This window comes from Candidatus Nucleicultrix amoebiphila FS5, from assembly GCF_002117145.1.
Lineage (GTDB): Bacteria > Pseudomonadota > Alphaproteobacteria > Caedimonadales > Nucleicultricaceae > Nucleicultrix > Nucleicultrix amoebiphila.
Genome location: NZ_CP008743.1, coordinates 412,730 through 437,819 on the forward strand (window position 1 = coordinate 412,730; position 25,090 = coordinate 437,819).

The following is a 25,090-nucleotide window of genomic DNA, read 5'->3' on the forward strand; positions in this document are numbered from 1 at the left end:
AATACTTATTGCTCAAAGGAGGATAAGACATGACTACTTTTGATTTCAAACCATTACTTCGTTCCACTGTTGGCTTTGATAATATTGCATCGGTGCTTGACACGTTGCTCGCGCGTCAAGATATGGAAGAATCATACCCTCCCTATAATATTGAAAAGCTAAGTGACGATAGCTACTTAATTGAACTTGCCGTGGCAGGTTTTTCAAAAGACGATATTGATGTGACGATTCACCAAAATCGTCTTACGGTCACTGGTAAAAAGCGTACCATCAAGAAAGATCGAAAGTTTCTTTATAAGGGGATTGCAGAGCGTTCTTTTGAACATACCTTCAGTGTTGCTGATTTTGTGCGTGTTGAGGAAGTCTTCCTTGAAGACGGGTTACTCAAAATCTTTTTAAAAAGAGAAGTGCCTGAAGAAATGAAACCTAAATCGATTCCCATTCGCGTGAACGCCACTGGAGAACGTGCCCCCAAAGTGATCGAACAAAAAAAAGATAACGCTTAGAGCGTAAGTTCAACAAAGGGATGACCCTATATGTCATCCCTTTGTTTTATAAAAGATTCCAAGACTTTTTTTCTTCTTTCTTCATAAGCACGCATTATCATAAAAATTGCCTATAAATCTGGCAAAACCTTAGGCAAGAATCTAAGCTTCCCTACTCTAAGATAATGATATGAAAGCCGTTTTTAAGCTTCACGATAGTTTTAGATTTTTGCATAACGTTGGCACAAAGATATTTGACAAATCGGTTAGATTGAATATAGGTAAGCTCTATCAAAGAAGTCGCTTTAAACTTATATTCTTTGCGGGGATTGATAAAAATCGATCGTTTTAAAAATTATCAAGTATGCTGATTTGTCAAGATATGTTTTTATGATTTTCTTCAAAAAATCCCTATTGACGAAAGCGTTTTATAACCGCAAACTCTACCCAAAATACTACAACATGTAGTATTATAATATTGTTGGATCAACAATATGTTGATTTGTCAATACTCTATAACATAATGCAGATAAAATTGAGGGAACTTCCATGAAGATAAAAAGACGCTTCACCAAAAAAGGACAATCAGCGTACACCGGGATTAATTTTGTTAATTCTTCAAGCGAAATTCGTAATCCTGATGGATCGATTGTTTTTAAGTTGGAGTCGTTTGAAGTTCCTGAAAGCTGGTCACAAGTGGCCAGTGATGTCCTCGCACAAAAATATTTTCGTAAAAGAGGCGTTCCTGACAAAGTAGAGCCTGTAGATGAGGCTGGTACCCCTGATTGGTTGCGACGTCATAAAGCAGCCAAAGACGCTAATTTGAAAAACGGCGAAACTTCCGCAAAACAAGTTTTTGATCGCATTGCAGGTGCTTGGACCTATTGGGGATGGAAAGGGAAATACTTTTCAACTGAAGACGATGCGCAAGCATTCTATGATGAAATGCGCCATATGATGTGCAAACAAATGGCGGCCCCTAACTCTCCTCAATGGTTTAACACTGGTCTCCATTGGTCCTATGGTATTGATGGTCCCTCTCAGGGGCATTTCTATGTAGACCATGAGACGGGTAAACTTAAGGTCTCTGAAACGGCCTACGAGCATCCTCAACCTCATGCTTGCTTTATTCAAAGCATTGATGATGATTTAGTCAATGAAAATGGCATTATGGATCTCTGGGTACGTGAAGCACGCCTATTTAAATATGGTTCAGGCACAGGCACCAACTTCTCAAACTTACGAGGTGCTGGAGAGCCCTTGTCTGGAGGCGGTAAATCCTCTGGATTGATGAGTTTCTTGCGTATTGGAGATCGTGCAGCCGGAGCTATAAAGTCAGGAGGGACAACCCGCCGAGCCGCAAAGATGGTGATTGTGGACATTGACCATCCCGATGTGGAAGAATTTATTAACTGGAAAGTGATTGAAGAACAAAAGGTCTTGTCCCTCGTTGTTGGCTCTAAAACAATTAAAAAGCACCTAACAAGCGTCATGAATGCCTGTCAGTTGGGAACAGATAAAACCCGATTTGATCCTAAACTAAATGAAAGCTTAAAAGCTGCAATTAAAAATGCACGTCACGCCCTCATCCCAGAAAATTACATCAAGAGAATTATCCAGTTTGCTGAACAAGGCTACACAACCATAGAGTTTGATGCGTATGACACCGATTGGGACTCAGACGCCTATTTAACGGTTTCTGGTCAAAACTCTAACAACTCAGTTCGTGTCACCAATGCTTTCTTAGAACAAGTTGAAAAAGATGGTGAATGGAAACTAACCCGTCGTATTGATGGAGAACCTTTCAAAACTCTTAAAGCAAAAGAGCTTTGGGAAAAGGTTGGGTATGCAGCTTGGGCTTGCGCAGATCCTGGAATTCAATTTGATACAACCATTAATGAATGGCATACCTGCCCCGAGAGCGGTCGAATCAATGCTTCCAACCCATGCTCTGAGTATATGTTCTTAGATGATACTGCTTGTAACCTTGCGTCTTTGAATCTAGCGGCCTTTTACGATTTCGAAAGAGAGAATCCTACTTTCGATTTACAAGGATATGAGCATGCTGTGCGCTTGTGGACGGTCGCTCTCGAAATATCCGTATTGATGGCCCAATTCCCATCAAAGGCAATTGCGGAACGTTCTTATATTTTTCGCACACTAGGTCTTGGCTATGCAAATCTTGGGGGTCTCTTGATGGCAATGGGAATTTCCTATGACAGCAAAGAATCACGCAGCATCGGTGGAGCCTTGGCTGCAATTATGACTGGCATTTCTTATGCGACTTCTGCCGAAATGGCTTCTGAACATGGCGTTTTTCAAGATTTCAAAAAAAGCAGAGAATCTATGTTGCGTGTTATGCGCAACCATAGACGAGCTGCTTATGGAGAGAATAAAGGATATGAAGGGCTCTCAATCCCTCCAGTTCCTTTGGAAGAGAAAGATTGCCCCTACCCTGAGTTTATTAAGAACGCAAAAGCTGCTTGGGATCAAGCTTTAACACTTGGCGAAAAGCATGGATATCGTAATGCTCAAACAACAGTAATCGCTCCTACAGGCACTATTGGTCTAGTCATGGATTGCGATACAACAGGTGTTGAGCCAGATTTTGCTATCGTTAAATTTAAAAAACTAGCCGGTGGAGGCTATTTTAAAATCATTAATCGAATGGTTCCTCATGCCTTACGTCACATGGGCTATAGTAAAACTCAAATTAAAGACATTATCGATTATGCTTTAGGTCATGGTACTCTTGAGAAAGCACCAGGCCTTAACTTTGCAAAACTAAAAGAGAAAGGTTTTGATGACGTAACCCTCGAAAAACTTAACCTTTCTTTGGCCTCAGCCTTTGACATCAAGTTCGCCTTTAATAAATGGACGTTGGGAGAAGAATTCTGCAAAAACACCTTGAATTTGACATCAGATGAACTCGATAACCCAAATTTGGATATCTTAAAAGCCCTTGGTTTTTCTAAGCAAGATATCGAACAAGCTAATACTTATTGCTGTGGCACAATGACGCTTGAAGGCGCTCCTCACATAAAGGCTGAGCATTTAGCAGTTTTTGATTGTGCCAATGTCTGTGGTCGTCTTGGAAAACGTGTTCTCTCTATGGAAAGCCATATCAGGATGATGGCATCTGTTCAGCCTTTCATTAGCGGTTCAATTTCCAAGACTATTAACATGCCAAATGCCGCAACCGTTGAAGACTGCAAAAAAGCTTATATGCTTTCATGGAAACTCTGTTTAAAATCTAATGCTCTTTATCGTGATGGATCTAAGTTATCACAAGCTTTAAGTTCAACACTTTTTGATGACGATGATAGCGATCTCCACGACATGTCCATGGCTGAAAAAACATCAACTGTCGCTCAGCGTATCGTGGAAAAAGTCATTGAACGCGTCGTTCGCCATGAACGGCAAAAACTCCCTAACCGTCGCAAGGGATATACTCAAAAATCGACTGTGGGGGGTCATCGTGTTTATCTTCGTACAGGTGAATATGAGGATGGCCGTTTAGGGGAAATTTTTATCGATATGCATAAAGAAGGCGCTTCCTTCCGTAGCTTAATGAATAACTTTGCAATGGCTATCTCCATAGGTCTACAATATGGAGTTCCTTTGGATGAGTACGTGGATGCCTTCTCATTCACACGTTTTGAACCTTCCGGTCCCGTCACTGGTAATGATGCAATTAAAATGGCAACGTCAATTCTCGATTATATATTCCGAGAGCTTGCTGTTTCTTATCTTGGCCGCAAAGACTTAGCGCATGTGGATCCAAGTGATCTTCGACCAAGCAGCTTAGGATCTGAATACACAAGTGATAGCGAAGTCAACCGTGAGAATGATGACTTGAGCAAACTAGCGAGCACCGGTTATTTAAGAAAAAAACTTTATGTCATCCAAAAACGCAAAGAAAAAGGATCAACACCAGCAGGGTCAGCGCCTGAAAGTAACCGCACTTACCTGGTCAGTGGAACGACAGCTCTTGCTACTTCCCTGCAAGAAAGTCTAGCGCTTGCAACTGCCACTCACACACAGGCAACTGAACATCACAGCACCGCAGATCAAGTAGCTGAAGCGCGTCTTAAAGGATATGAAGGAGATAGTTGCCAAGAATGCGGTAACTTTACGCTGGTAAGAAATGGCACCTGTTTAAAATGTGTTACTTGCGGTAGCACAAGTGGCTGTTCTTAATAGAAACTTTGTGGCATGCTACGGACCTTAAAAGCCCCCGTAGAGGGGCACTGTAGCTTGGAGGAAAAAATTGCGCAAAGTTGAGTCTGTGTGTGTCTATTGTGGTTCATCGAATCACGCAAAGGAGATTTTTAAAAAAGCAGCCCAAGATGTAGGATCGCTTATTGCTCGCAATAAGATGCGCCTCGTTTATGGTGGAGGTTATGTAGGTTTAATGGGAATAGTTGCGAATGCCGCTCTCCATGAAGGTGGCTATGTGCAAGGGTTCATGACAAACTTCCTCGATCAATATGAAGGCGGACATCGCAGCATCTCTGAACTCCATATCGTAGGCACAATGCACGAACGTAAACAACGGATGTTTGAAAATTCTGATGCTTTTGTAATCCTGCCAGGAGGATTTGGTACATTAGATGAAGCCTTTGAAATGATGACTTGGAAACAAGTCGGACTTCATACAAAAGCCATCATATTTTTAAACATTGAAAATTATTGGGGCCCTCTTTTTGATCAATTTGTAGATCATATGATTGAAAGTGGCTTTGTCCGCAATACAGATAAAGCTCTCTTCTCAATCATCAATAGTGTTGATGAACTAATGCATGAACTTGAAAAACAATCAGTCAGTAAAGAAAATGTAGCTTCAAAATGGTTTTAAATTCAGTAAGAGACGGCTCTAAGAGCCGTCTCGTCTTCGCTTATAGATCTTGATTTAATTTTACAATTAACTTTGTTAATTTTGCACACTGAGTCACATCAGTACTCAAGAGTTTCTTTAACATTTCACTTGCAGTGGGTTTTTTTAAAATTTTCTGAACGTTGTTGATAAATGAATCTACAATCTGATCATCCATGTCAGATTCTCGCTTGATCAACGCATCAATAGACTCTGTAAATTTTTCCAAAGCTTTTTTTGAATCTTGCTCTTCTTCAAGAAAGGACATAGCCCATGTTAGTAATGCTGGTGGATATCCATCCTCTGCAGATTCTTGGATATATTTCCATGCAGAAGTTCTTTTACCTGATTTCAACAAAAGATCTGCTTCCCTGGCTTTAGCACTATTCCTCGTATACCAATCCTGACTCCACAATTGCCCTCCACGAATGTCTCCTGTTGATAAGCCTTCGAATTGGGCTACAAATTCTTCCAATTTCTTTGCTTTCTCTTGCTTTATGCCCTCTTCCTCTTCATCACTAAAATCAAGCGTTTCGGGGAATCCTTCTTGCTTATCAGATGAAAGAATCGTAATAGCAGTTACCTTCTCTTTATGAGTATCATCAAAGCTAGTCATACCCTCTAACTGTACTTTTAATTCTCTGGGATTCATTGGCCCAATAGTACTGGCTTTACTCACAGAACCACGACGCCCCTTTGATTGTTGTAATAGAGCTGCTAGACTCAGCTTCTTGCTTAATCCTTCACCGTAAGCACTATCAAAATCATCGCTGTCATCACTTGCCATGCTTGGTGCAGTGTAAGAAGCAACCATCAACGTAAAAAATAGTAATATAAAATTTCTCATAGATCCTCTCTTAATCAATTAGGTTGACAGAATGGCTATAAATTATTCAAAATTCAACAAAAAATCTATCTACAAGTATATTTTTATAGATATCTTAACAAAATACTCTATCATCTTAATAAAAAAGATATAGTTTTTAGATACCTATGAAAAAAACAAATGTATTTTTAGCTACATTATTTGAAGAAGAAGCATTAAAAATGTATTTATCTTTACATTTGAAAGAAGATTTTTATCTCATCAAATCTTTGACGTCAAAAATAGATTTACATTTAACAATAGGCTATATGCGTGGTGTTAATATCCAGGATTTAGCGCTTATTGCGTCAATTTTTGAGCCTCTCATTCATACTCCAATGATTAAAACTCACGTTCAACAACTGATTACCCTGGGCAATGGACATCGTGCAAACTGCATCCTTGCAGCACTTCTCGAGGATAGTGATGGAAGTTTTAGAAAGCTTCATGATCAAGCTTTGACTTTATTAAGAAAAGAAACACCTTATACTTTTGAAAATTCAGAGCGTTTTTTGTCGCACGTCACCATTGGTCGTTTAAATCACCACAGTGCACAACGAGAAAGAATGGCTTTTATTGAGAAATTTAAGAAACAACCCATACCTAATGTATCTATTAACGTAGAACGATTAGGTCTTATGCAACGCAACTTAGTAACAGGACATTATGATTGTCTGAAGAGTTATCATCTAGGTCAATAAAAAAGAGGGGCATCGCCCCCCTCTTTATCAAAAAAACTTAGCTCTTACTCAATACCAAGTTCGTCAAGTACTGAGTTCGCTTGATCAGCACTCAAGTTCATATCTCTTTGAAGATTACCTTGCATTTCATTTCGTGATGGAACAGAACCATTTGTCTTTTCACGTTTGTACTGCATTAAGCGAGCACCTGCATCGACCAAAACGCCCTCATTTGGTGACCAAGCTTTAGGTTCAGAAACAGCTTCTTGAACCGCAGGTTGAATAACAGGTAGTTCAGGCTCCACAACAGGAACAGGCGCAATAACAGGTTCTGCAACAGGATTTTCAAAAGCTTGTTGTTGTGTGGTTTCAGCTTCATAGGTCTTTAAAGACTCTTCCATAGCCTTTTGCAATTGACGCTCTTCTTCTTTAGCAGCATCAAAGGCTGGTTGAATATTTTGTACTGATGGCGTTGCTTCTACGGCAACAGGTACGGTTTGCATTTGAGGAGCCGCTGTACGCCATGCATCTTCTTCAGCTTTCGTTTGAAGAGAATTTTCAATTGCACGTTGCATATTTTGTTCTTCTAAAGCGTGTAGATTCTGATGACGCTGATCTTCTTGAGATTTCGTTTCATAAGAATTAACAAGCGCCTTTTGAAGATCACGTTCTTCTTGAGCAGCATAAAGATTCTGGTCCACTGGAGACACCGGAGGTACATAATTATTCACAACTTGAGGAGAAGCTGGAGCTGGTTGATAAGGGGCTTTTACTTGCACCGGTTTTGATGCAACAGGTTTAGGTGCTGTAAACGAAGCTCCAACAGGTGCATTGATAATTTGGTTATTGATTATTTGCTTCTGACGAATATTCACCTGGTTAGAAGAGGCTTGTACGTTTGAATGATGATGGTGATGATGAGCAGAAGAATGCACAATTACTGGCGCTGGTGCTTTTACAGAAGCTTTCGCTTTTGCTTGAGCCGTTCTGCTATATCCTGTTGAATACGTTGTCGAGTAAACTGATGATGTATGACTTGGATCACAAGCTACAACAGCTGCAAGTGCAAGGAGAGAGCCTCCCACACGAATTGAACTACGATACATGATTAAAAAAACTCCGAAAAATATTATATTTTAAATGTTTAACAGAGATATCTTAGGATATTTTTTCATATTGTCAAATAAATTGTTCTACAAGACTTTTATAGTCTATCTATAGTAGAGATAATTAAAATTTTTATTTGGTAAAAATGTGAAAATAAATTTTATCTCTTCATATTTATAATATTCATTTACTTATATTCAAAAAGAATAAATCTTTAGCATGTCTCCATCATCTTGCAAAATTTTAATTGAGGCCACATAAGCGCTTTACCTTCAACAAATAAAAAACATATAATGGCTCTCAGAATAAAAATAGGGAGGCCTATGTGTTAAGAAAAATTATTTTAAATGGAATATTAGCAACAGCTTATTTTATGCCAACGCTGCTACAAGCGGAACCACTTCCTGCTGATCCACGTGATGCTCATCTTGGATATATCTTTCTTGACGCCTATAGCCGGAAACCAAATTTTCAAAAATGTATGAATGGACTGAGCACTGATAAACATGTTGTCAAATACCAGTCTGCTGCTAAACATTTAAAAGAATTGAGTGAAGCTGAAACTTCAAAAACCTCAGATATTCAAAAAGCTTTAAATAAAACTTGTAAGCACCTCGATCTCATGGTGAAGGATTGCTACAATGAAAATATCGTTGATGTGAGAGAACTTACTGCGCCTTTCAGAGAGGGACGTCTCTGTGCAACCTATCGCGAGAAACTCTATGAAGCACGCCAAAAAGATACCATTCTCGTCGAAAAAAATGGTGATCTTATTTTAAAGGGTAAAGATGAGTCTCACAAAAGCAAATCAGGAAAACGTAAAAAAAAGAAACGTAGTGCAGTGACGCCCCCTGCTGCAACACCAACACCAGTAGCTGCGCCAGCTCCAGTAACCGCTCCTGAAGCGACACCCGCGCCAACAACAGCTCCTGAGCCTGCACCCGCGCCCGTAACACCTACACCTACACCAACAGCACCAGTACCTGCAGCAACGCCAGCGCCAACAACAGCTCCTGCACCTGCAACACCACCAGCTGCTTCAACAACGCCACCACCGACTCCAGAGGTACCACCTGCTGCTCCTGTAGCGACAGCACCTACAACGCCACCCGTAACAGGACAATAAATATTCAGAAGATCAAAGGGGAATTAATTGAAGTTGATTCCCCTTTAAGGCCAAAGCCATTTCTCCGCCCAGTAAACTTAGAGCATCTTTGCCAAAAACCTCAAAACGCCAGCCATGCAAAGCCATCACATCAGCTTTCGATTCATCGAGCGCCAATTTCTCTATATCAGAACTCGTAGCTAAAAGTTTCTCAGCAACATGATGATCTTTCGATTTAATCTTTAACAAAAATTTCAAAAATTCTACTTTTTGCAAAATCTGTTTGCTAAGAGCTTTTGGACGACCTGGTAGTTGAGGCCAATCATTCTCAGGAATCTTCTGCGCTCGCATAATTACTTCAAAAAGTCCGTGACTTAAGTCTTTGGTTAAACCAGGTTGAATTTTACGCCAAATTCCATCAAAACTCACTCTATCAGTGGGATTATAAACAGCCAAATTGGAGAGCACTTCATCTTTAATAAGGCGTCCTCTTGCAACATTTTTTTTCTGAGCCTCTGATTCACGAAACGCTGCCATCTCTTTTAAACGTATGAGATATTCACCTGTTGTTTTAGCCAAACGGATCCGTCGCCATGCTTCCTCTGGTCTCATAATATAGGTTTCTGGCTCTAAGAGCACAGCATGTTCTTCTTGAATCCAACTGAGTCGATCTTGTTTAAGCAAGCGTTCTTTTAATTTTTTATAGACAACCCTCAGATGAATAACGTCTCCTAAAGCGTATTCAAGTTGCTTTTTAGTCAATGGTCGTTTTGACCAATCACTAAAACGAGAGGATTTATCAAGTCTTGCTTGGGCCAAATCGTTTACCAAAGATTCATAGGACACAGATTCACCATACCCACAAACCATAGCTGCAACTTGTGTGTCGAATACGGGTTTCGGTAATTGATGGGTTAGTTTATAAAATATTTCTAAATCCTGACGCGATGCATGAAACACTTTGAGAACACGCTCATCTTGCATCAAGGTAAAGAGCGGATCTAAATCAATTGCCTGATCTAAAGGATCTATAATCCCAGTGCGTTGGCTTCCCGCGATTTGAATTAAACACAATATAGGCCAATAAGTCTTTTCACGGATAAACTCTGTATCAATAGTAATAAAACCATCTTCATGACCATCTTCCGCAAGCAATTGCTCACAAAAGGTTTTTAGATCACCGGTCGTCGCTATAATATCCATCTTGAACCTATTACTCTCCTCTTGAAGAACGTGTTGTAAAAATTTATAACCCTTCTAGCATAATGATAGAGAAATTGCTATTTTGGCGCTTAATGTTTTTTTGATTTGAAAGTGGAATTAAGTCATGCATCTTTACCGTACACATACTTGTGGAGCTCTTCGCCTTAGTGATGAAGGCAAAACAATTCGTCTCTCAGGTTGGGTTCATCGTAAACGCGACCACGGCCATTTATTATTTATAGATCTGCGCGATCATTATGGATTAACGCAATGTGTCATAGAGACCAAAAGTTCTTCTTTTAAGGATGCTGAACTTGTTCGTTTAGAAAGTGTTGTGACAATTACAGGTAAAGTTGTCAAACGTGAAGCAGAAACTATTAATTCTAAGATGCCTACAGGTGAAATAGAAGTCGTCATACAAGAATTCAAAATTGATAGTATTGCTGAGATGTTGCCTCTTCAAGTAAACAGTGATCAGGAATTCCCTGAAGAAACCCGTCTACGCTATCGTTATCTCGATTTAAGACGCGAAAAAATGCATAATAATATCATTTTAAGAAGCACTATTATTAGTGAAATTCGTAAGAAAATGACGGAACAGGGCTTTCTTGAAATTCAAACTCCAATTCTTACGGCCAGTTCGCCAGAAGGTGCTCGCGACTTTCTTGTACCTAGCCGCCTACATCCAGGAATGTTTTATGCGCTTCCTCAAGCACCACAAATGTTTAAACAACTTCTCATGATGTCAGGATTTGATCGTTATTTTCAAATTGCTCCTTGCTTTAGAGATGAAGACGCGCGTGCTGATCGTTCACCAGGTGAATTTTATCAACTCGACTTTGAAATGGCCTATGTGACTCAAGAAGATGTATTTTCTGCACTGGAACCTGTTCTTCACCACATTTTTACGAAGTTTGGTACAGATAAGTCTGTCACTTCCCTACCATTTCCGCGCATTCCATTTGAAGAAGCAATGTTAAAATATGGTTCTGATAAACCGGACCTACGCAATCCCTTATTGATTTCTGATGTGACGGACGTATTTAGAGGATCCGATTTTTCGGTGTTTTCTAATGCAATCGAAAAAGGCAATATAGTGCGTGCGATTCAAGGACTTAAGGCCGCCTCTCGTCCCCGTAGTTTCTTTGATAAACTTAATGGCTGGGCACAAGAACAGGGAGCACCTGGTCTTGGTTACATCACCTTCTCAGAAGGTGCAGCAAAAGGACCAATTGCAAAATTTTTGAATGACGAACGTATGACTCAACTCAAAAAATTGAGTGCTATTGATGAAGGCGATGCTGTATTTTTTGTCTGTGCTCCAAAAAAGGAGGCTGAGAAATTAGCTGGTGCTGCGCGTCAAAAAATTGCGGATGAACTCGATATTCGTGAAAAGAATACATTCCGCTTTTGTTGGGTCACTGATTTTCCCATGTTTGAATGGAATGAAGATCAAAAGAAAATTGATTTCTCTCACAACCCTTTTTCGATGCCTCAAGGTGGACTTGAAGCTTTGGAGAATCAGGATCCTCTTACCATTCTTGCTTATCAATATGACATTGTATGTAATGGTGTTGAGCTCTCGAGCGGAGCAATCCGTAACCACAAGCCTGAGATTATGTATAAAGCATTTAATATTGCTGGTTATTCTCCTCAGGAACTTGAAAGTCGTTTTGGGGGAATGATTAATGCTCTCAAATTTGGAGCTCCTCCTCATGGTGGTAGTGCTCCTGGAATAGACCGTATTGTTATGCTCTTAGCTGATGAGGAAAACCTAAGAGAAGTAACTGCGTTTCCTATGAATCAACAAGGTCAAGATTTGATGATGCAAGCGCCAAACACGGTCTATGATTATCAGTTGAAAGAACTGCATATCGCTCTTAAGTTGCCACCAAGTGACAAGAAATAACGTTAAAGGCTGCGCTTCAGAAATTCAGTATTAAAAAAACGAATTCTCTGCTTGTTATCAAAAGCGCTCGTTTTTTCTTCATACTCTTTGAGGTAACTTTCCCATTGCGTTTTATCTAGGCGATTAAGTATGTCCATCACATTCGATAGGAGCAACTTCTTGCTTCTAACGATAGAGAGTAATTTTAGGGACGTCTCTGCAAAAACGTCCCAATTTTCTTCCGGCTGCTGAATTAACTGATGAATAACAGCGGCTGAAAAATATCCAGGAGCGGGTTGTAACTTCAGAGTTACAAGAGAAAAGAGATGGTCTAAAGAAGTTTCAGAGAGTCCATAGAAATGTTTAAGAAATAAGCAGCTCGCATATCCTCTCGAAATAGTTAAAACAAAATCGACAGATTTTTTACGTACATTCGCATCAAGTTCTGCAAGAGACTGTAAAAGCTGACTATTTACATCAGCTTTGGAAGCGTACCTTAATTGCCTGTAAAGTCGTAAAAACTCAGGTCCATCCTCATTTTTTACTTTCCTTAAAGCTTTATATATTGTGCGTTCTTGAGATAGATCAACATCGTGCAAACATTCTTTAACAAAAGGTCTTATACTCTTTTTTTTAAGAGGACGGATCCTTGGCGTTTTCTTTTTTAAACGCTCTTCGAACGTTTGCTCACTCATCGCTCTTGTTTGTGTCGCTTCTGCGTCAGGCACGCCGTAATGAACTGCTATTATTCCTATAAACGTTACAAAAAAAATTTTATTGATACCCATTATTTTATAATCTCATCTCCGTTAGGCATAAATGAACGTGGAGGTTCAAGCAATTTTCCGTTTTTATAATGGGCGACTTCTTTTAAAGTTTTTCCATCCTTATAATAAGTTACTGATTGACCTTCAAGCTTGTTATCCTGAAACATCTGAACCTTAAGCAAGCCTCCCCAAGGATAATAAGCTTTTGTTACACCGTGCTTTTTAGCATTCACGTATTCAGTTGAACGGATAACATGTCCCAGCTTCCCATAAGCAATAAATGTCCCATGGACTTTGCCATTCAAATAAGGAATTTCTGCCTTTAAATTACCTGCCATATCATATGAAAGTGCCTTACCATTAGGCTTACCGTTTTTATAAAAAACTTTTAAAGTAAGCGCCCCTTTCGTATAAAATTCGCATTCACCTTCAATAACGCCTTCATTAAACAAAAGCTTGCTGCAGACATTTCCCAGTGTGTCATAGGCCAATGTTGGACCCTGCCGTTTTCCAGCTTTATAAGTGCTCCGTTTTTTGATTCCCCCCTTTTTATATTCTTCAACAATACCTTCTATTTTACCGGCCTTATAAGGCACACGCTTTTTCAGAGAGCCGTCTTTTTCTTTCTTTTCAAATATTCCTTCACGAGGATTTTTGTCAGCCTTTTTGGGAAGTTTAAGGGCTGTTCTTGCTTCACGCTTTGCTTTGACGCTTTCTTGTATCCGTTCTTTTGTGGAGATCGTTCTATCTTCAGTCATGGTATCTTTATTTGATAGTTCATTTAGTTCAGACATTGCATACCCATTAGCCTAAAGTAATTTCTCCAGCTTCGATCGTAACACTCACTGCTTCAATACTAACGTCACCTGCAGCTGATATTTCACAAGCCCCGCCAGCTTCAGTTGTGATATCACCTCCAGCGGATACTTCCATTGCTGCACCTGCAGTCACATCCACATCAGCAGAGCCTTCAATAGTTAAATCCCCTTCTGCAGTTGCTTCTAAAGCTCCTTCCGCAGAAAGCGTCATGTCGCCTTCAGCACTCGCTTCTAGCGCTCCTTCTGCCGACAATGTCATGTCGCCTTCAGCAGAGCCCGTCACATTACCTTCTGCAGTCATTGACACATTACCACTGGCTTTCATCGAAAGATCTCCACCAGAAGAAAGAGACAAATCCCCTCCCGCTTCAACAGATATTGCTCCAGAGGCTGTAATGGTGATGTCTCCGCTTACAATGATTTCTAGATTCTCTGAAATTGTCAGAGTATCATTACCATCGATAGTTACTTCTCGATTACCATCTGCGAGGGTAATCGTTTGATTGCCATCAGTTAAAGTTATTGTTTGGTCGCCTTTTGTCAGCGTTACAGTCTGATTACCATCATCCATGGTGAGGGTTTTATCTCCCTTATTCATGGTTACCTTAAAATCACCTTTCGTTAAGGTCTTCTCATGATTTCCCTCATCTAGATTCTCTTTTTCATCGCCCTTATCGATATGCATCACCCGATCACCTTTTTTGATTCGGATGTTATAACTTCCTTTTTTCGGCCCTTCACCTTTTAGGGTCATATTACGATTACCCTTTACAATCATAAGGTTATCATCGCCCTTACCTACTGCTTGCTTTTCATCTTTTGGGGTCGTTTTAGGGACAGGATCATCTTTACCATAGATCGTGACGTCACGATCTCCACGTTCAATCCACTTCCAATCAGTGCCTTTTTTTAATCGTGTTGTACGTGTTTCTAAGACTAAGGTATCCCAATCTTTTTGCGCATGCAGATAGATTTGCTCTTCATCTTTTAAATCTTCAAAGCGCAATTCATTGTAACCATGACCACCTTTCGTTGTGTTCGTTTTAATGGTGCTTTTGGAAGGTCGGTCAGGCAAATAAGGCGGCATATGCTTAGAATTATACAGCGCCCCAGTAACAAAAGGTCTATCAACATCACCTTCAAAAAATTCAACAATTACTTCTTGACCGATGCGTGGTAAGAAAAGAAATCCCCAGTTATTTCCGGCAAACCCTCCCTGACGTACACGAAGCCATGCCGTGCTCTTATCATCATATTTACCGAGACGATCCCAATGGAACTGAACTTTAACGCGCCCATATTTATCGGTCCATATTTCTTCACCTTTGGGGCCTGTCACAACGGCAGTTTGCACATGCACATCAGGTTTAGGCGTGAGCATCGCTGGTCTAAATTGTGTGTCTGCCAAAAATGCTTTAAAGGTGTTTTTATAGACTGCTCTTTTAGACGTCATCGTTGCATCAACAATGTACTCATGATCGACGGTATAAAGCACATACTTTTTGTTAGCATCTTTTCGGTTATGTTTATCAAGTTGAAACTTAAATCCTGAGATAAAAGAAGGTATTGTGGAAGCGCCTTCAACAAAGCGCTCAGGAAGCTCTTTAGCTTCAACACGCACTTTTGTCAAAGAAGTCAAAGCATCTTTTGTCGGTTTATCTTCATGATCTAAATCACCGGCAAAAGCATAAAAATTCTTATCAGCTTTGCCACGTTTACCTTGAGATTTTGCGTAGAGCTTCGTTCCTGCGGTGGTAAAGTTATAATCAGCCAGTGAAAAAGAATTCGTAATCACTTGCTGTTGAATATCGCAACGTGTCACTACATTGAACAACTGTTCTTTTGGTTCAAAGCCAGTAAATATTGCTTTATCGATATTAGGACAATCTTCATGTGCACTCGTGCTATCAGCGAGTATCATTTCATGCTTACCGTCAGAATGTTTGAAGAAATAATAAATTCCTTCTTCTTCCATAAGACGATTCAGAAAATCAAAAAAAGTTTCATTATATTGAACACAATATTCGCGTTTATTTTTTCCACGCTCTTTCAGTTTTTTTTGGAAATCAACGCTGTTTTCTTTAAGAATTTGTTCAAGAATGTCACCAACGGATTTATTTTGAAAAATCTGAATTTCTTGCTTAAACCTGAGTAACCAATAGCTTGGATAAACCCGAGCGCTATAATAGGTAATTTGTTCACCATGTTCATCAGAAGCCGTTTCCCCTTGGGAAAAATACCCTACGATGCCATTAAAAAAGCGCTTTTTTCCTGTGGTTTCGATCGTAACAGTGACAGGCTTTCCTATGATTGTATCAAAATCAAGGTTAGATTTTTTGGACGCCATTTCGAGCTCAAACTCAAATGGTTTAGAAATTGTCTCAGCACCCTTAAAAGCTCTTAATATAAGAGCATTAGCGCCAAACGGTGTTTTCAGCTTCAAAGATATTTTATCATCTTTAAGAAGTCGTGTTGTTGCGTTGCCCATAAACCTTAAGCCTACCCACAAACTTTTTTATTTAATTGGACACATCCTACTTGTAATTCGCCAAAGCTTCAATGGGGAAACACCGAGCATTCTTTCCTCAGACGGATACTCTACAAAACGCTCAGTGATAAATGTCTTTGCGATGTCCTATTGTAACCATAAGCACAATCAACTCATCATCTTGAATAGAGCAAATAAGACGATAATCGCCCACTCGATAGCGCCAGAAACCAGAAAGCTTACCACTCAAAGGTTTACCTAATCTTCTCGGATTCATAGACGTTGCGATTTTTGTTCTCAAATACCCTTGAATCTGTTTTTGAACTTTAACTTCTAGCTTAAAAAAAGTTTTTTCGGATTTGGTTGTAAAGACCACTTTCCAAAAAGGTTTATTCAATTTTTAACCCCATTTTCTTTTCAACTTCTTCTAAAGAAATTCCTTTTTTACCGCTCTTGACAAACTCTTCCCAACGGGAAGCTGCTAAGAGATAGTCTTCACGATCTTCAAGAAATTCTTCTAGAGCCTTTCGAATATAGTAACTTTTTGATCGATTCGTTTTCTGGACGAGGTTCTCAAGCCTGTGTTCTAAATCTTCAGGTAATCTTACAGCAGTGGTCATGGAAAATTCTCCTAAAATGTAGTTATATTAGTAATATAACATGTATAACAAAACATACAAGCTTTTTTAGCCAGAGTGCCCATAATACATGCGATGTCCTGCAACCCTGGAAAAAACACTACGGTTGCTAGGGGGAAGTTAACGCAATCTTTACTTTTTTTAGAAGAAAAGGATGATGCACGAAGGTGCATTGCATCCGACGCATCCGCTTTGGAGCCCTCTTTAAAAAATCCCCGGGACTACCTACTAACGATGGGGATTTATATTAAATGAACCCCTCCGCCCTCAATGATGTGTGTCCATGACAACCAATAATTAAATGGTCATGTAAATGAATATTTAATTTTCCAAGCAAGAATTTGATTTCACGCGTCATTGTAATATCAGCTTGAGAAGGCCGCGTATCTCCTGAAGGGTGATTATGTATAAGGATCAAACCTGAAGCTCCTAAGGCAAGAGCGCGCTCAGCTATTTCACGAGGATAAACAGTTGCATGATCAACTGTACCAATTTGTTGAACTTCATCTTTAATAAGTTTGTTATGCACATCTAAAAATAAAAGTCTCAATTGTTCTTTTTTTAGATGCCCCATCGTCAGACGACAATAATTAATCACGTGATGCCACGCCCCAAGGATTGGTCGCTCAGAAATCTCTTCCCCCATCATCCTTTCAGCAGCAGCTTGTATAATTTTTAATGCGACGACAGAAGCCTGACCAATATGGGGAAGATGAGTCAATTCATAAGGATCCGCTTTAATCACTCCACCAAAGGTCTTAAAATGTTTAAGCAGTTCTTTAGCGAGAGGTTTTAAACCTCCCCTTGGTTTAGCTGCAGCTAAGATGAGCTCTAAAAGTTCATAATCTGCCAAGCTTGCAGCCCCTACTTCAAGAAATCTTTTGCGTAAGCGCTCTCGATGACCATGATAATGGGGTTTATCTTCCAACTGATCGACTCCCTTGCTATGATATAAAACTCATTTTAATTTTTTTTAGACAAATTGGCAAATGGAGGTCTTTTGACTCATATATCACCTCTTATAAAAACAACTAAAGGTTATAAGCTCTTTATTCGTCTTACCCCCAGATCCTCTAAGGATAAAATGGGAGAAATCATCATGGATAGAGAGCAAAGTTATATAAAAATCTATGTGCGTGCATTGCCCGAAGATAATAAAGCTAATCAAGCTTTGATCAGCTTCTTATCAAAGACTTTGAAAGTGCCTAAATCCAATATTGATATTATCACTGGTCATACGAGTCGTTTTAAAGTTCTCGAAATCCAAGGAGAGATCAAAAATAATCTAGCGTTGTTTAATCGTTGATGATTTCAACGAGAACATCTTGGACCATATCTTTACCAAATGCTTCATTGTAGCGCCTGACTAAACGCTCTTTGAGCTCTTTAAGGTTGATATGATAACCTGGCTCCCACACAACCGCAAACAGTCCATAGATATCTGAATACGCTAAATTTGTTAGTCGAGGGGTAAATTTTCTTAGCTCATCAGCTTTTTCTCTCCCATGAGCCTCTACAACAAGAAGAATCGTAAAATTAGCTCTTGCATAACTATTTTGAACAACTGGAATCACAAGACGGGGCAATCTTATGAAATTTTCAGGGATGGCCTGATGTACCCCATTGTCTGACTTTAAAGGAGATAAGAGAAAAAAACTGAAAGCGAACCCAATTAAAAAATAGTGAAGTCTCATAGCCTACCTATAGTTCTTTTTTCTATAGTGTGCACGAAGCTTATATAAAATGCAATTATTGATACTCATTGGCAGAAATCAAATGAGTAGCTTTACTTATGAGGGGTCAATGATAACCCTAGTTTCTTTGCAAGACTATCTAACAAACTATTAACAAAGGCTGGTTCTGTTCCTTCGTAAAATCCCTTCGTGATATCCACGTATTCGGAAATCACAACAGGAGGAGGTATTTTCGTTTGTTGATTCAAAAGCTCCGCTGCCCCTACTCTTAAAATAGCTTTCAGTACTGGATCCAATCGGTCCAGAGTATACTCATCGGTTAAAGATTCTTCGATAATATGATCGATTTCTTCTAATCGATTGAGTGTAGCATTGACTAAATCAGCGAAAAGAGACTTATTGGCCACACAAGGATAGTCTTTTGAACTCAATCGATAGCGTAAGAATTGTTCAATAACTTCATCTTTGCTCAGAGATTGATGGAATATTTGAAACATTGCTTGCACTGCAGCGACGCGTGCAACACGTGCCGCCTCAAATTTACCAGGCCTCATCTTTGACGGACGATCCCCCATGACTTCCATTAACCTCTACACATTTTCAAAGATCACTTATATCCCAAGGGTCTGACATGAGAGACTTAATCCTGTCAAGAAAATAAAGACTCAAGTTCAGCCCATCCTTGCCAGAGTCACGTTTTTAAGATAAAAACCACCCATCTCTTCAAGGCACCCGTAGCTCAGCTGGATAGAGCGTTGCCCTCCGGAGGCAAAGGCCGTGAGTTCGAATCTCGCCGGGTGCGCCAGCTTTTACAAATAAAAAGGGCAAGAGATCAACTCTCCTGCCCTAAAATTCATTGAGTGAGACTCTTTACTTTTTAGTCCGTGAATTTTTATAAGTATGAATCTTCGATCCAATATGCGATGCATGAGGCTTTAGCCAGTCTGCCTGCTTTAATGCTGCTTGCATGTCTTCATAACCATGTTCAGCACGTTCTTTTACAGACAACCTTGAGAATTCATGTCCCGAATCATTCGTATCGGTCTTTGGTGATTCGTAAATAATGTGCACGAAATGGTAATTAACATCCGATGCATCTTCTTTAATTTCTTTAACCACGGGATCGTTCTTAAGGTTATCAGGAATATTTTTAAGCAAATGGCTAATCGCTTTTCTCATGTTATGCTTTGCATGTTCCTGCTTAATGTTATGGCTTGTACGACTTGCGAACATAAGTCCACTACTTACCCAGCTTACTTCATCCAAATCTTTTGGATCAGGAGAGGCGCCGTCAAACAAATCAATCATAAAGATAAGTGTATTGGCCGCAGGCTTAATCCTAAAGATACCTTCAATAGGACTATTGGAGAGTGCACCACCATCCCAATACAAATCGCCATCAATACGTGCACCAGGGAATCCTGGAGGCAAAGAACCGCTGGCCAAAACATGGTCAGGCGTTAATTCCATTTCACCACTATCAAAGAATACCAACTCACCCGTCTTAATTTTGGTCGCTCCCGTAATCAGACGTGTTTTATGTTCTTTATTAAAGTAATCGAAGTTAGACAGGCGTTGCAGCGTATCTTTCATCTTACTTGTATCATAGTAACTGGTTGCTTGTGATGTTCCTTTAGGCTGCATTTGAGGTGGAGGAAACCAAGGCGTAAAGAAGTTTGGTTGTCCAAACATAACTGCTTGCAACGCAGACATTTGATTATGAAATTTCTTTAACTGGTCAGTTAAAGGCATAGGAACTTTTTCTGCCATATCTGGCCAAGTAATTTCATTCCAGAATTGTTCAAGTTTTTTGATACGCTCACCAGGAGGGTTTCCTGCCAAGACGCAAGCAGAAAGGGCTCCAATTGAAATTCCGCAGATAATATCGGGAGTATAACCAGCTTCTTCCAAAGCTTTGTAAGCACCTAAGTGATAGGCTCCTCTTGCGCCACCGCCTTGTAACACGAGAGCAACTCGATCAAATCCATGTATCTTTTTTGGAGTTGTAGCCATTGTTCTACCTCTTTAAGTTATGATTAAAAATGATAATCTATAAATTTAGAATAGAACTTTTCGGTTAACCAAAGATTAACTGTAAAACAGAATATTAACAAACTCTTAGAAACAATTTTGAATAAGTCTAATTGTTTTTATCATAGTATCTTGTGATGGAATAAATTCATTGAAATTGGCGGCATTTTTCCATGGTGTTTCAAGCAGAGATGGATCACCTTCATATCGTGGAAAAATATGCCAATGAATATGCTGAACCTTATTGCCGTAACATGAGTAATTCAGCTTCCAGGGGTTAAAAGCCTTTTGAATAGCTTTTGATGCCTTCATAAGTTCTTGAAATATTTTTTGCTGAGCTTCTAACTCTAAATCAATCATGTCACGCACATGTTTTTTCAAAAAGAGTACAGAATACCCTTTAAAATATTGGTGACTACCTAGAATTAAGACTGAAGACTCAAACTCATGAATAAAACCGGCGTTCTTGCCATTCAGAACAGTCTGTACAATGGCACACCCTTCACAGATTTCGAAGTTGGCTTGCGTCAGTAATGTCATGCATTCACCGGATCAAGGCTATTATGAACCTTCAAACATCCGTGAACGTCGGTTCCAGGTGAGCACAAAGAAAAAAGCCCCCACAAGAGAAGCCACCATAAACAACATGAAGCCTCCAGACCATCCATAGTGATCGACGATGTAACCGATCCCTACTCCAGATACAGCCGTGCCAATTGACCCTAAAACACCGATTACCCCAGTAGCTACACCAACAGCTCTTTTTGAGGCAAAGTCTGCTACCGCTACTCCAGCTAAAACTTGAGGACCATAAACAAGAAATCCAGCTAACATACAAGAAATAGCATCAACTATTGGATATCCAGCGGGTACAAGCCAAAGAAGAGCGAGGGTAAAAGTTAACAAGAATAGGTATATAGCCGCTACTGGCCCTCGACGGCCTAAGAAAATTCTATCGGACATCCAACCAGCAAAAATACCTCCAACCAAGCCTGCCAACTCAAATCCAGCAACTTGCCATCCTGCAACCATCAAAGTGACTGATTTGTATTCTTTTAAAAACGTTGGTGCCCAGTTGAAAATGCCCATACGTGGTATATAGAGACACATGTTAGCAAGCGCCATGTACCATACATAGCGATTGCGTAGCACCATCCCCCACACTTCACTCATGGTAATTCGTTCATCTTCACGGGGGTCTAAAAACTGCGTATCCCCTTTATACGTTTCCACAGTGGGCAATCCGAGTGCTTTTGGAGTGTCTCTCAAGCGATCAAGTAAGAATAGAGAGAATATAATCGCCAGAACACCCGGTACATAAAAGGCAGATCGCCACCCATAATTTTCTATCAGCCAACCAGCGATAGCCACAATGGCTGCTCCTCCAATCATATGAGAGGAAGCCCAAATAGACCATTTGGTTCCTAATTCCTTAGGGCTAAACCAATGTGTAATCATACGGGCAGAAGGCGGCCATCCCATAGATTGGAACCATCCATTTAATGCCCAGAACATTATAAGAAACCCCAGACTCGAACTGAGGCACATTGTAAAGCTAACCAATGCAGACCCAAAAAGTCCAAAGGCCATAAAATAGCGTGCGTTGGAACGATCGCTCAAGTATCCATTAAAAAATTTGCCAGCACCATAAATGATGGAAAAAATTGTGATAACCCAACCCAATTGGGTTTTTGAGTAACCAAATTCTTCTCCCATGCTGGGAATAGCCATCGAAAAATTTTGACGAACTAAGTAATAAGCGGCATACCCAATGATAGTGGCATACATAATCCTAAAACGCCAATATCGATACGTGCTACGATTATATGTCGAAGCTTCGATGGCAGGGTCTTCAACATCTGATTTAAGAGCGCGGACTGCTGTCATTGAAAGAAAACCTCTCACATGATTAAAATATGATCCTAACCATTTGATCACTAGATGCAAACTATTTTTCACGAATAACTTACTTTTTTTGCAATAACCATATTTTCAGCAAGTTACAAGTTAAACTTTGTTATTATTGCCTAAAAATTTTGGCAAATCTATAATCACACTTTATTAATAGAGTAACTGTTAGAGCAATCCGTCATTATAAATATTTCATAAAGCTTATTATTTTGATTTATCCACGCGAAGAGCATTGCCAGCATAAATGAAAAGGAGTAATAAAAATCTCCATGATTCATTATAATAACAGGATAATATCATGTCTCTTCCTCAAATCCTTGGCCAATTCCCAACAGTCCGTCTAAGACGCACACGTCGTTATGAATGGTCTCGCAATCTTGTCTCAGAGACTGCATTAAGTCCAAAAGATCTTATTTGGTCAGTCTTTGTTCGAGAGGAATCGATTTCTCCTGAGATTACATCCATGCCACGCATCAAACGTTATAGTGTGCAAGAACTCGTTAAAGAAGCGCATAAAGCTCATGATTTAGGCATTGGTTTGTTAGCCCTCTTTCCTGTTATCGAAAACAAAAGAAAGTCAGAAGATGCAAAAGAGTGTCTTAATGATCAAGGATTGATTCCAACCACTGTGCGTGCTTTAAAACAAGCTCTTCCTAATCTAGGGATCATGACAGATGTCGCTTTAGACGCCTACACGAGCCATGGACACGATGGACTCGTGACCAATGGAGAGATTTTGAACGATGAGACGGTCAAGTTGTTGGCCAAGCATGCCATTGTGCATGCAAAAGCTGGTGCCGATGTTATTTCTCCGTCTGACATGATGGATGGTCGCGTTGGCGTTATCCGTCAAGCGCTCGATAGTGAAAATTTTGAGCACATACAAATTATGTCTTACGCAGCTAAATATGCTTCGGTTTTTTACGGACCTTTTCGGGATGCTTTAGGCTCACAGTCATGCCTTGGAAAATCTCATAAAAAATCTTACCAATTAGATCCTGCCAATGCCAATGAAGCATTAAGAGAAGTCGCGCAAGACATCGCCGAAGGTGCGGACATGGTTATGGTTAAACCTGGCCTGCCCTATCTTGATATTGTTGCACGCGTCAAAGATACCTTTAAAGTCCCAACCTTTGCATTTCAAGTGAGTGGTGAATACGCCATGCTTGATCTCGCCGCAAAAGCGGGTTGGTTGGATTTCAATCAAGGTCTTATGGAAACACTAATCTCCTTTAAACGCGCTGGGGCCGATGGTATTATCACCTATGGTGCTGTTGAAGCAGCTCAATTCATCCAAAAGGAACCTATAAAAAAGTGACACACTTTGCGCGCTCTACTCTTCTCATATCCTGTCTTTTAATTGCAGGATGTTCGTCTTCATATAACGACTATCCTTCCTTAAGATCCGTTCCTGAACGCCCTAATCCAGAAACGTATCCAAGCGATACTTGGGTAGAGGATGAGATTGAGCGCATGAATAAAGACCATCTACACGCCATGGAAGAACACAAACGTTTAAGTGATTCACTGACCTCTAACGGGTCATAACCCTTAATGATTGTTGCTTTCCATAGCACTCATCATGACAGCTAAATCCTTATTCTTACTTCCTCTTGATGACCCAAACTCAAAAGCATAAGCATCTTTAAGACAAGCACCAAAGATACCTGCAATAGTTGAAATAATTCCAACGGCTTCGCCAGGCATGGCATCCTTGTAAAAAGCTAAGGATATCAGGCATGATAAAAGTCCGAAGGCAGCTGACACGACCATCACATCCGCTCGTGTATTATTCTTGCCAGCAGCAACAAGAGCCATATCACGTCTTCTTGCACTCATACGATCTTGAAGAAACGCTCTTTCAAGATCGCGATCAAGTTTCAAAATAGTACGTTGAAATTCTATTAAAAGCTTTGGATCACGCTGCAAAACTTCAACTGCGGTTGCTGCAGTGTTCGTCCCAGTCAGCTTTTTGGCAATATCAACCACGCGCCCTGCAATCATTTGAGTCGTATTGGAATTTTCAGTGTCGCCGGAAAACCAGCGAGCAATCATTGGTGCCATTTCTGCCAAAGTCATGGCAGCTGTTAAAATTGGAGCAACCATAGGTTAAGAGTCCAACTTGAAGAAAAGATGCTGACCTATCTTTACTTGGGGCTTTTTATTGGTCGCCCATTTTGGTGGACGTTGAAGCCAGTTTGCATAATAATGCGTGCTTCCCTTTGTTAGATCTGGCCAGTGTTCCATCAAAACGCCCCGCGCAACTTGTGAGCATATTTTAAGGATTGGATCACCCTCATGGACTGCTTCAAGTTTTGCACGATTGTGATCATCAAGGTTCCAACAAGAAAATTGGTAAGGTTTGAGACAAACTTCGTCCACAGTTAAACCAAAATGACTTTGTCTTTGAACACGATTAATAATAACGTTACCAACAGCAATTAATGATGATATTCCTCCATCACGACGTTCATACTCGCCGCGCGCTTCTCCATACAATGTACGACTCAATATATCGATTGATTTATTCATAA

At 40.0% G+C, this 25,090-nt stretch carries 25 protein-coding genes and 1 tRNA gene; 10 read left to right on the plus strand and 16 right to left on the minus strand.

The annotated features are described in order from the left end of the window. The first annotated feature begins 29 nt into the window (after positions 1–29). From GQ61_RS01890 to GQ61_RS01900, 3 genes are all read left to right on the plus strand, one after another. Entirely contained in the window at positions 30–506 is a 477-nt protein-coding gene (locus tag GQ61_RS01890; RefSeq protein ID WP_085783675.1) for an Hsp20 family protein, read from the plus strand. A gap of 528 nt (positions 507–1,034) precedes the next feature. After that, entirely contained in the window at positions 1,035–4,685 is a 3,651-nt protein-coding gene (locus GQ61_RS01895) for a vitamin B12-dependent ribonucleotide reductase (protein WP_085783676.1), read from the plus strand. A gap of 70 nt (positions 4,686–4,755) precedes the next feature. After that, positions 4,756–5,343: an LOG family protein gene (locus GQ61_RS01900; protein WP_085783677.1), complete on the plus strand. Its 588-nt coding sequence runs from the start codon at positions 4,756–4,758 to the stop codon at positions 5,341–5,343. Positions 5,344–5,383: 40 nt separating this feature from the next. On the opposite strand, the gene GQ61_RS01905 is transcribed toward GQ61_RS01900, so the two are convergent. Beyond that, positions 5,384–6,208, minus strand: a complete 825-nt coding sequence (locus GQ61_RS01905) for a hypothetical protein (RefSeq protein WP_085783678.1) — start codon at positions 6,206–6,208, stop codon at positions 5,384–5,386. Positions 6,209–6,354: 146 nt separating this feature from the next. Between GQ61_RS01905 and GQ61_RS01910 the strand changes: the two genes are divergently transcribed. Beyond that, on the plus strand, positions 6,355–6,927 hold the full coding sequence (locus GQ61_RS01910) for a 2'-5' RNA ligase family protein (RefSeq protein WP_085783679.1): 573 nt from the start codon (positions 6,355–6,357) through the stop codon (positions 6,925–6,927). A 44-nt stretch (positions 6,928–6,971) separates the two neighbouring features. Here GQ61_RS01910 and GQ61_RS01915 read toward each other — a convergent pair whose 3' ends face one another. After that, complete coding sequence (locus tag GQ61_RS01915) at positions 6,972–8,012, minus strand: hypothetical protein (RefSeq protein WP_085783680.1); 1,041 nt, start codon at positions 8,010–8,012, stop codon at positions 6,972–6,974. Positions 8,013–8,338: 326 nt separating this feature from the next. On the opposite strand from GQ61_RS01915, the gene GQ61_RS01920 reads away from it, so the two are divergent. Next, positions 8,339–9,139: a hypothetical protein gene (locus tag GQ61_RS01920; protein ID WP_085783681.1), complete on the plus strand. Its 801-nt coding sequence runs from the start codon at positions 8,339–8,341 to the stop codon at positions 9,137–9,139. Positions 9,140–9,151: 12 nt separating this feature from the next. Here the strand turns inward: GQ61_RS01920 and rnd are convergent, their stop codons facing one another. Next, positions 9,152–10,321 carry a ribonuclease D gene (gene rnd, locus GQ61_RS01925; protein WP_085783682.1) on the minus strand — a complete coding sequence of 390 codons (1,170 nt, stop codon included), beginning with the start codon at positions 10,319–10,321 and terminating at the stop codon, positions 9,152–9,154. Between the two features lie 124 nt (positions 10,322–10,445). On the opposite strand from rnd, the gene aspS reads away from it, so the two are divergent. Continuing rightward, entirely contained in the window at positions 10,446–12,230 is a 1,785-nt protein-coding gene (aspS, locus tag GQ61_RS01930) for an aspartate--tRNA ligase (protein WP_085783683.1), read from the plus strand. 2 nt (positions 12,231–12,232) lie between these two features. Here aspS and GQ61_RS01935 read toward each other — a convergent pair whose 3' ends face one another. The 6 genes from GQ61_RS01935 to radC form a co-directional block, all read right to left on the minus strand. Further along, entirely contained in the window at positions 12,233–12,997 is a 765-nt protein-coding gene (locus GQ61_RS01935) for a hypothetical protein (RefSeq protein ID WP_085783684.1), read from the minus strand. Beyond that, entirely contained in the window at positions 12,997–13,770 is a 774-nt protein-coding gene (locus GQ61_RS01940) for a toxin-antitoxin system YwqK family antitoxin (protein WP_085783685.1), read from the minus strand. Before GQ61_RS01940 ends, GQ61_RS01935 begins: the two co-directional genes overlap by 1 nt. A gap of 10 nt (positions 13,771–13,780) precedes the next feature. Next, on the minus strand, positions 13,781–16,282 hold the full coding sequence (locus GQ61_RS01945; protein ID WP_085783686.1) for a type VI secretion system Vgr family protein: 2,502 nt from the start codon (positions 16,280–16,282) through the stop codon (positions 13,781–13,783). 121 nt (positions 16,283–16,403) lie between these two features. Continuing rightward, positions 16,404–16,679, minus strand: coding sequence for a type II toxin-antitoxin system RelE family toxin (locus GQ61_RS01950; protein WP_085783687.1), 276 nt, complete (start codon positions 16,677–16,679; stop codon positions 16,404–16,406). Continuing rightward, entirely contained in the window at positions 16,672–16,902 is a 231-nt protein-coding gene (gene relB, locus GQ61_RS01955; protein ID WP_085783688.1) for a type II toxin-antitoxin system RelB family antitoxin, read from the minus strand. Before relB ends, GQ61_RS01950 begins: the two co-directional genes overlap by 8 nt. A 265-nt stretch (positions 16,903–17,167) precedes the next feature. Beyond that, a complete protein-coding gene (radC, locus tag GQ61_RS01960; protein ID WP_085783689.1) occupies positions 17,168–17,848 on the minus strand; it encodes a RadC family protein in 681 nt (226 codons plus the stop codon). A 72-nt stretch (positions 17,849–17,920) separates the two neighbouring features. Here radC and GQ61_RS01965 point away from each other — a divergent pair, with 72 nt between their 5' ends. Further along, entirely contained in the window at positions 17,921–18,226 is a 306-nt protein-coding gene (locus GQ61_RS01965; protein ID WP_085783690.1) for a DUF167 domain-containing protein, read from the plus strand. Here GQ61_RS01965 and GQ61_RS01970 read toward each other — a convergent pair. Together GQ61_RS01970 and nusB are read right to left on the minus strand one after the other, a co-directional pair. Continuing rightward, a complete protein-coding gene (locus tag GQ61_RS01970) occupies positions 18,216–18,614 on the minus strand; it encodes a hypothetical protein (protein WP_085783691.1) in 399 nt (132 codons plus the stop codon). The genes GQ61_RS01965 and GQ61_RS01970 overlap by 11 nt on opposite strands. A 92-nt stretch (positions 18,615–18,706) precedes the next feature. Then, positions 18,707–19,198 (minus strand): transcription antitermination factor NusB, encoded by a 492-nt coding sequence (gene nusB, locus GQ61_RS01975; RefSeq protein ID WP_085783692.1) that lies wholly within the window; start codon positions 19,196–19,198, stop codon positions 18,707–18,709. Between the two features lie 144 nt (positions 19,199–19,342). On the opposite strand from nusB, the gene GQ61_RS01980 reads away from it, so the two are divergent. Continuing rightward, positions 19,343–19,419, plus strand: a tRNA-Arg gene (locus tag GQ61_RS01980). Positions 19,420–19,484: 65 nt separating this feature from the next. Here GQ61_RS01980 and GQ61_RS01985 read toward each other — a convergent pair. The 3 genes from GQ61_RS01985 to GQ61_RS01995 form a co-directional block, all read right to left on the minus strand. Further along, positions 19,485–20,627 carry a patatin-like phospholipase family protein gene (locus tag GQ61_RS01985; RefSeq protein WP_085783693.1) on the minus strand — a complete coding sequence of 381 codons (1,143 nt, stop codon included), beginning with the start codon at positions 20,625–20,627 and terminating at the stop codon, positions 19,485–19,487. A 105-nt stretch (positions 20,628–20,732) separates the two neighbouring features. Further along, positions 20,733–21,185 (minus strand): HIT family protein, encoded by a 453-nt coding sequence (locus GQ61_RS01990; RefSeq protein WP_085783694.1) that lies wholly within the window; start codon positions 21,183–21,185, stop codon positions 20,733–20,735. Positions 21,186–21,206: 21 nt separating this feature from the next. Further along, on the minus strand, positions 21,207–22,532 hold the full coding sequence (locus GQ61_RS01995) for an MFS transporter (protein WP_085783695.1): 1,326 nt from the start codon (positions 22,530–22,532) through the stop codon (positions 21,207–21,209). Positions 22,533–22,854: 322 nt separating this feature from the next. Between GQ61_RS01995 and hemB the strand changes: the two genes are divergently transcribed. Next, positions 22,855–23,874, plus strand: coding sequence for a porphobilinogen synthase (gene hemB / locus GQ61_RS02000; protein ID WP_085783696.1), 1,020 nt, complete (start codon positions 22,855–22,857; stop codon positions 23,872–23,874). Next, on the plus strand, positions 23,871–24,104 hold the full coding sequence (locus GQ61_RS02005) for a hypothetical protein (protein ID WP_085783697.1): 234 nt from the start codon (positions 23,871–23,873) through the stop codon (positions 24,102–24,104). Before hemB ends, GQ61_RS02005 begins: the two co-directional genes overlap by 4 nt. Positions 24,105–24,107: 3 nt before the next feature. Here GQ61_RS02005 and GQ61_RS02010 read toward each other — a convergent pair whose 3' ends face one another. Then, complete coding sequence (locus GQ61_RS02010; RefSeq protein WP_085783698.1) at positions 24,108–24,662, minus strand: hypothetical protein; 555 nt, start codon at positions 24,660–24,662, stop codon at positions 24,108–24,110. A gap of 3 nt (positions 24,663–24,665) precedes the next feature. Continuing rightward, positions 24,666–25,088, minus strand: a complete 423-nt coding sequence (locus GQ61_RS02015; protein WP_085783699.1) for a cell wall hydrolase — start codon at positions 25,086–25,088, stop codon at positions 24,666–24,668. Positions 25,089–25,090: the final 2 nt, after the last annotated feature.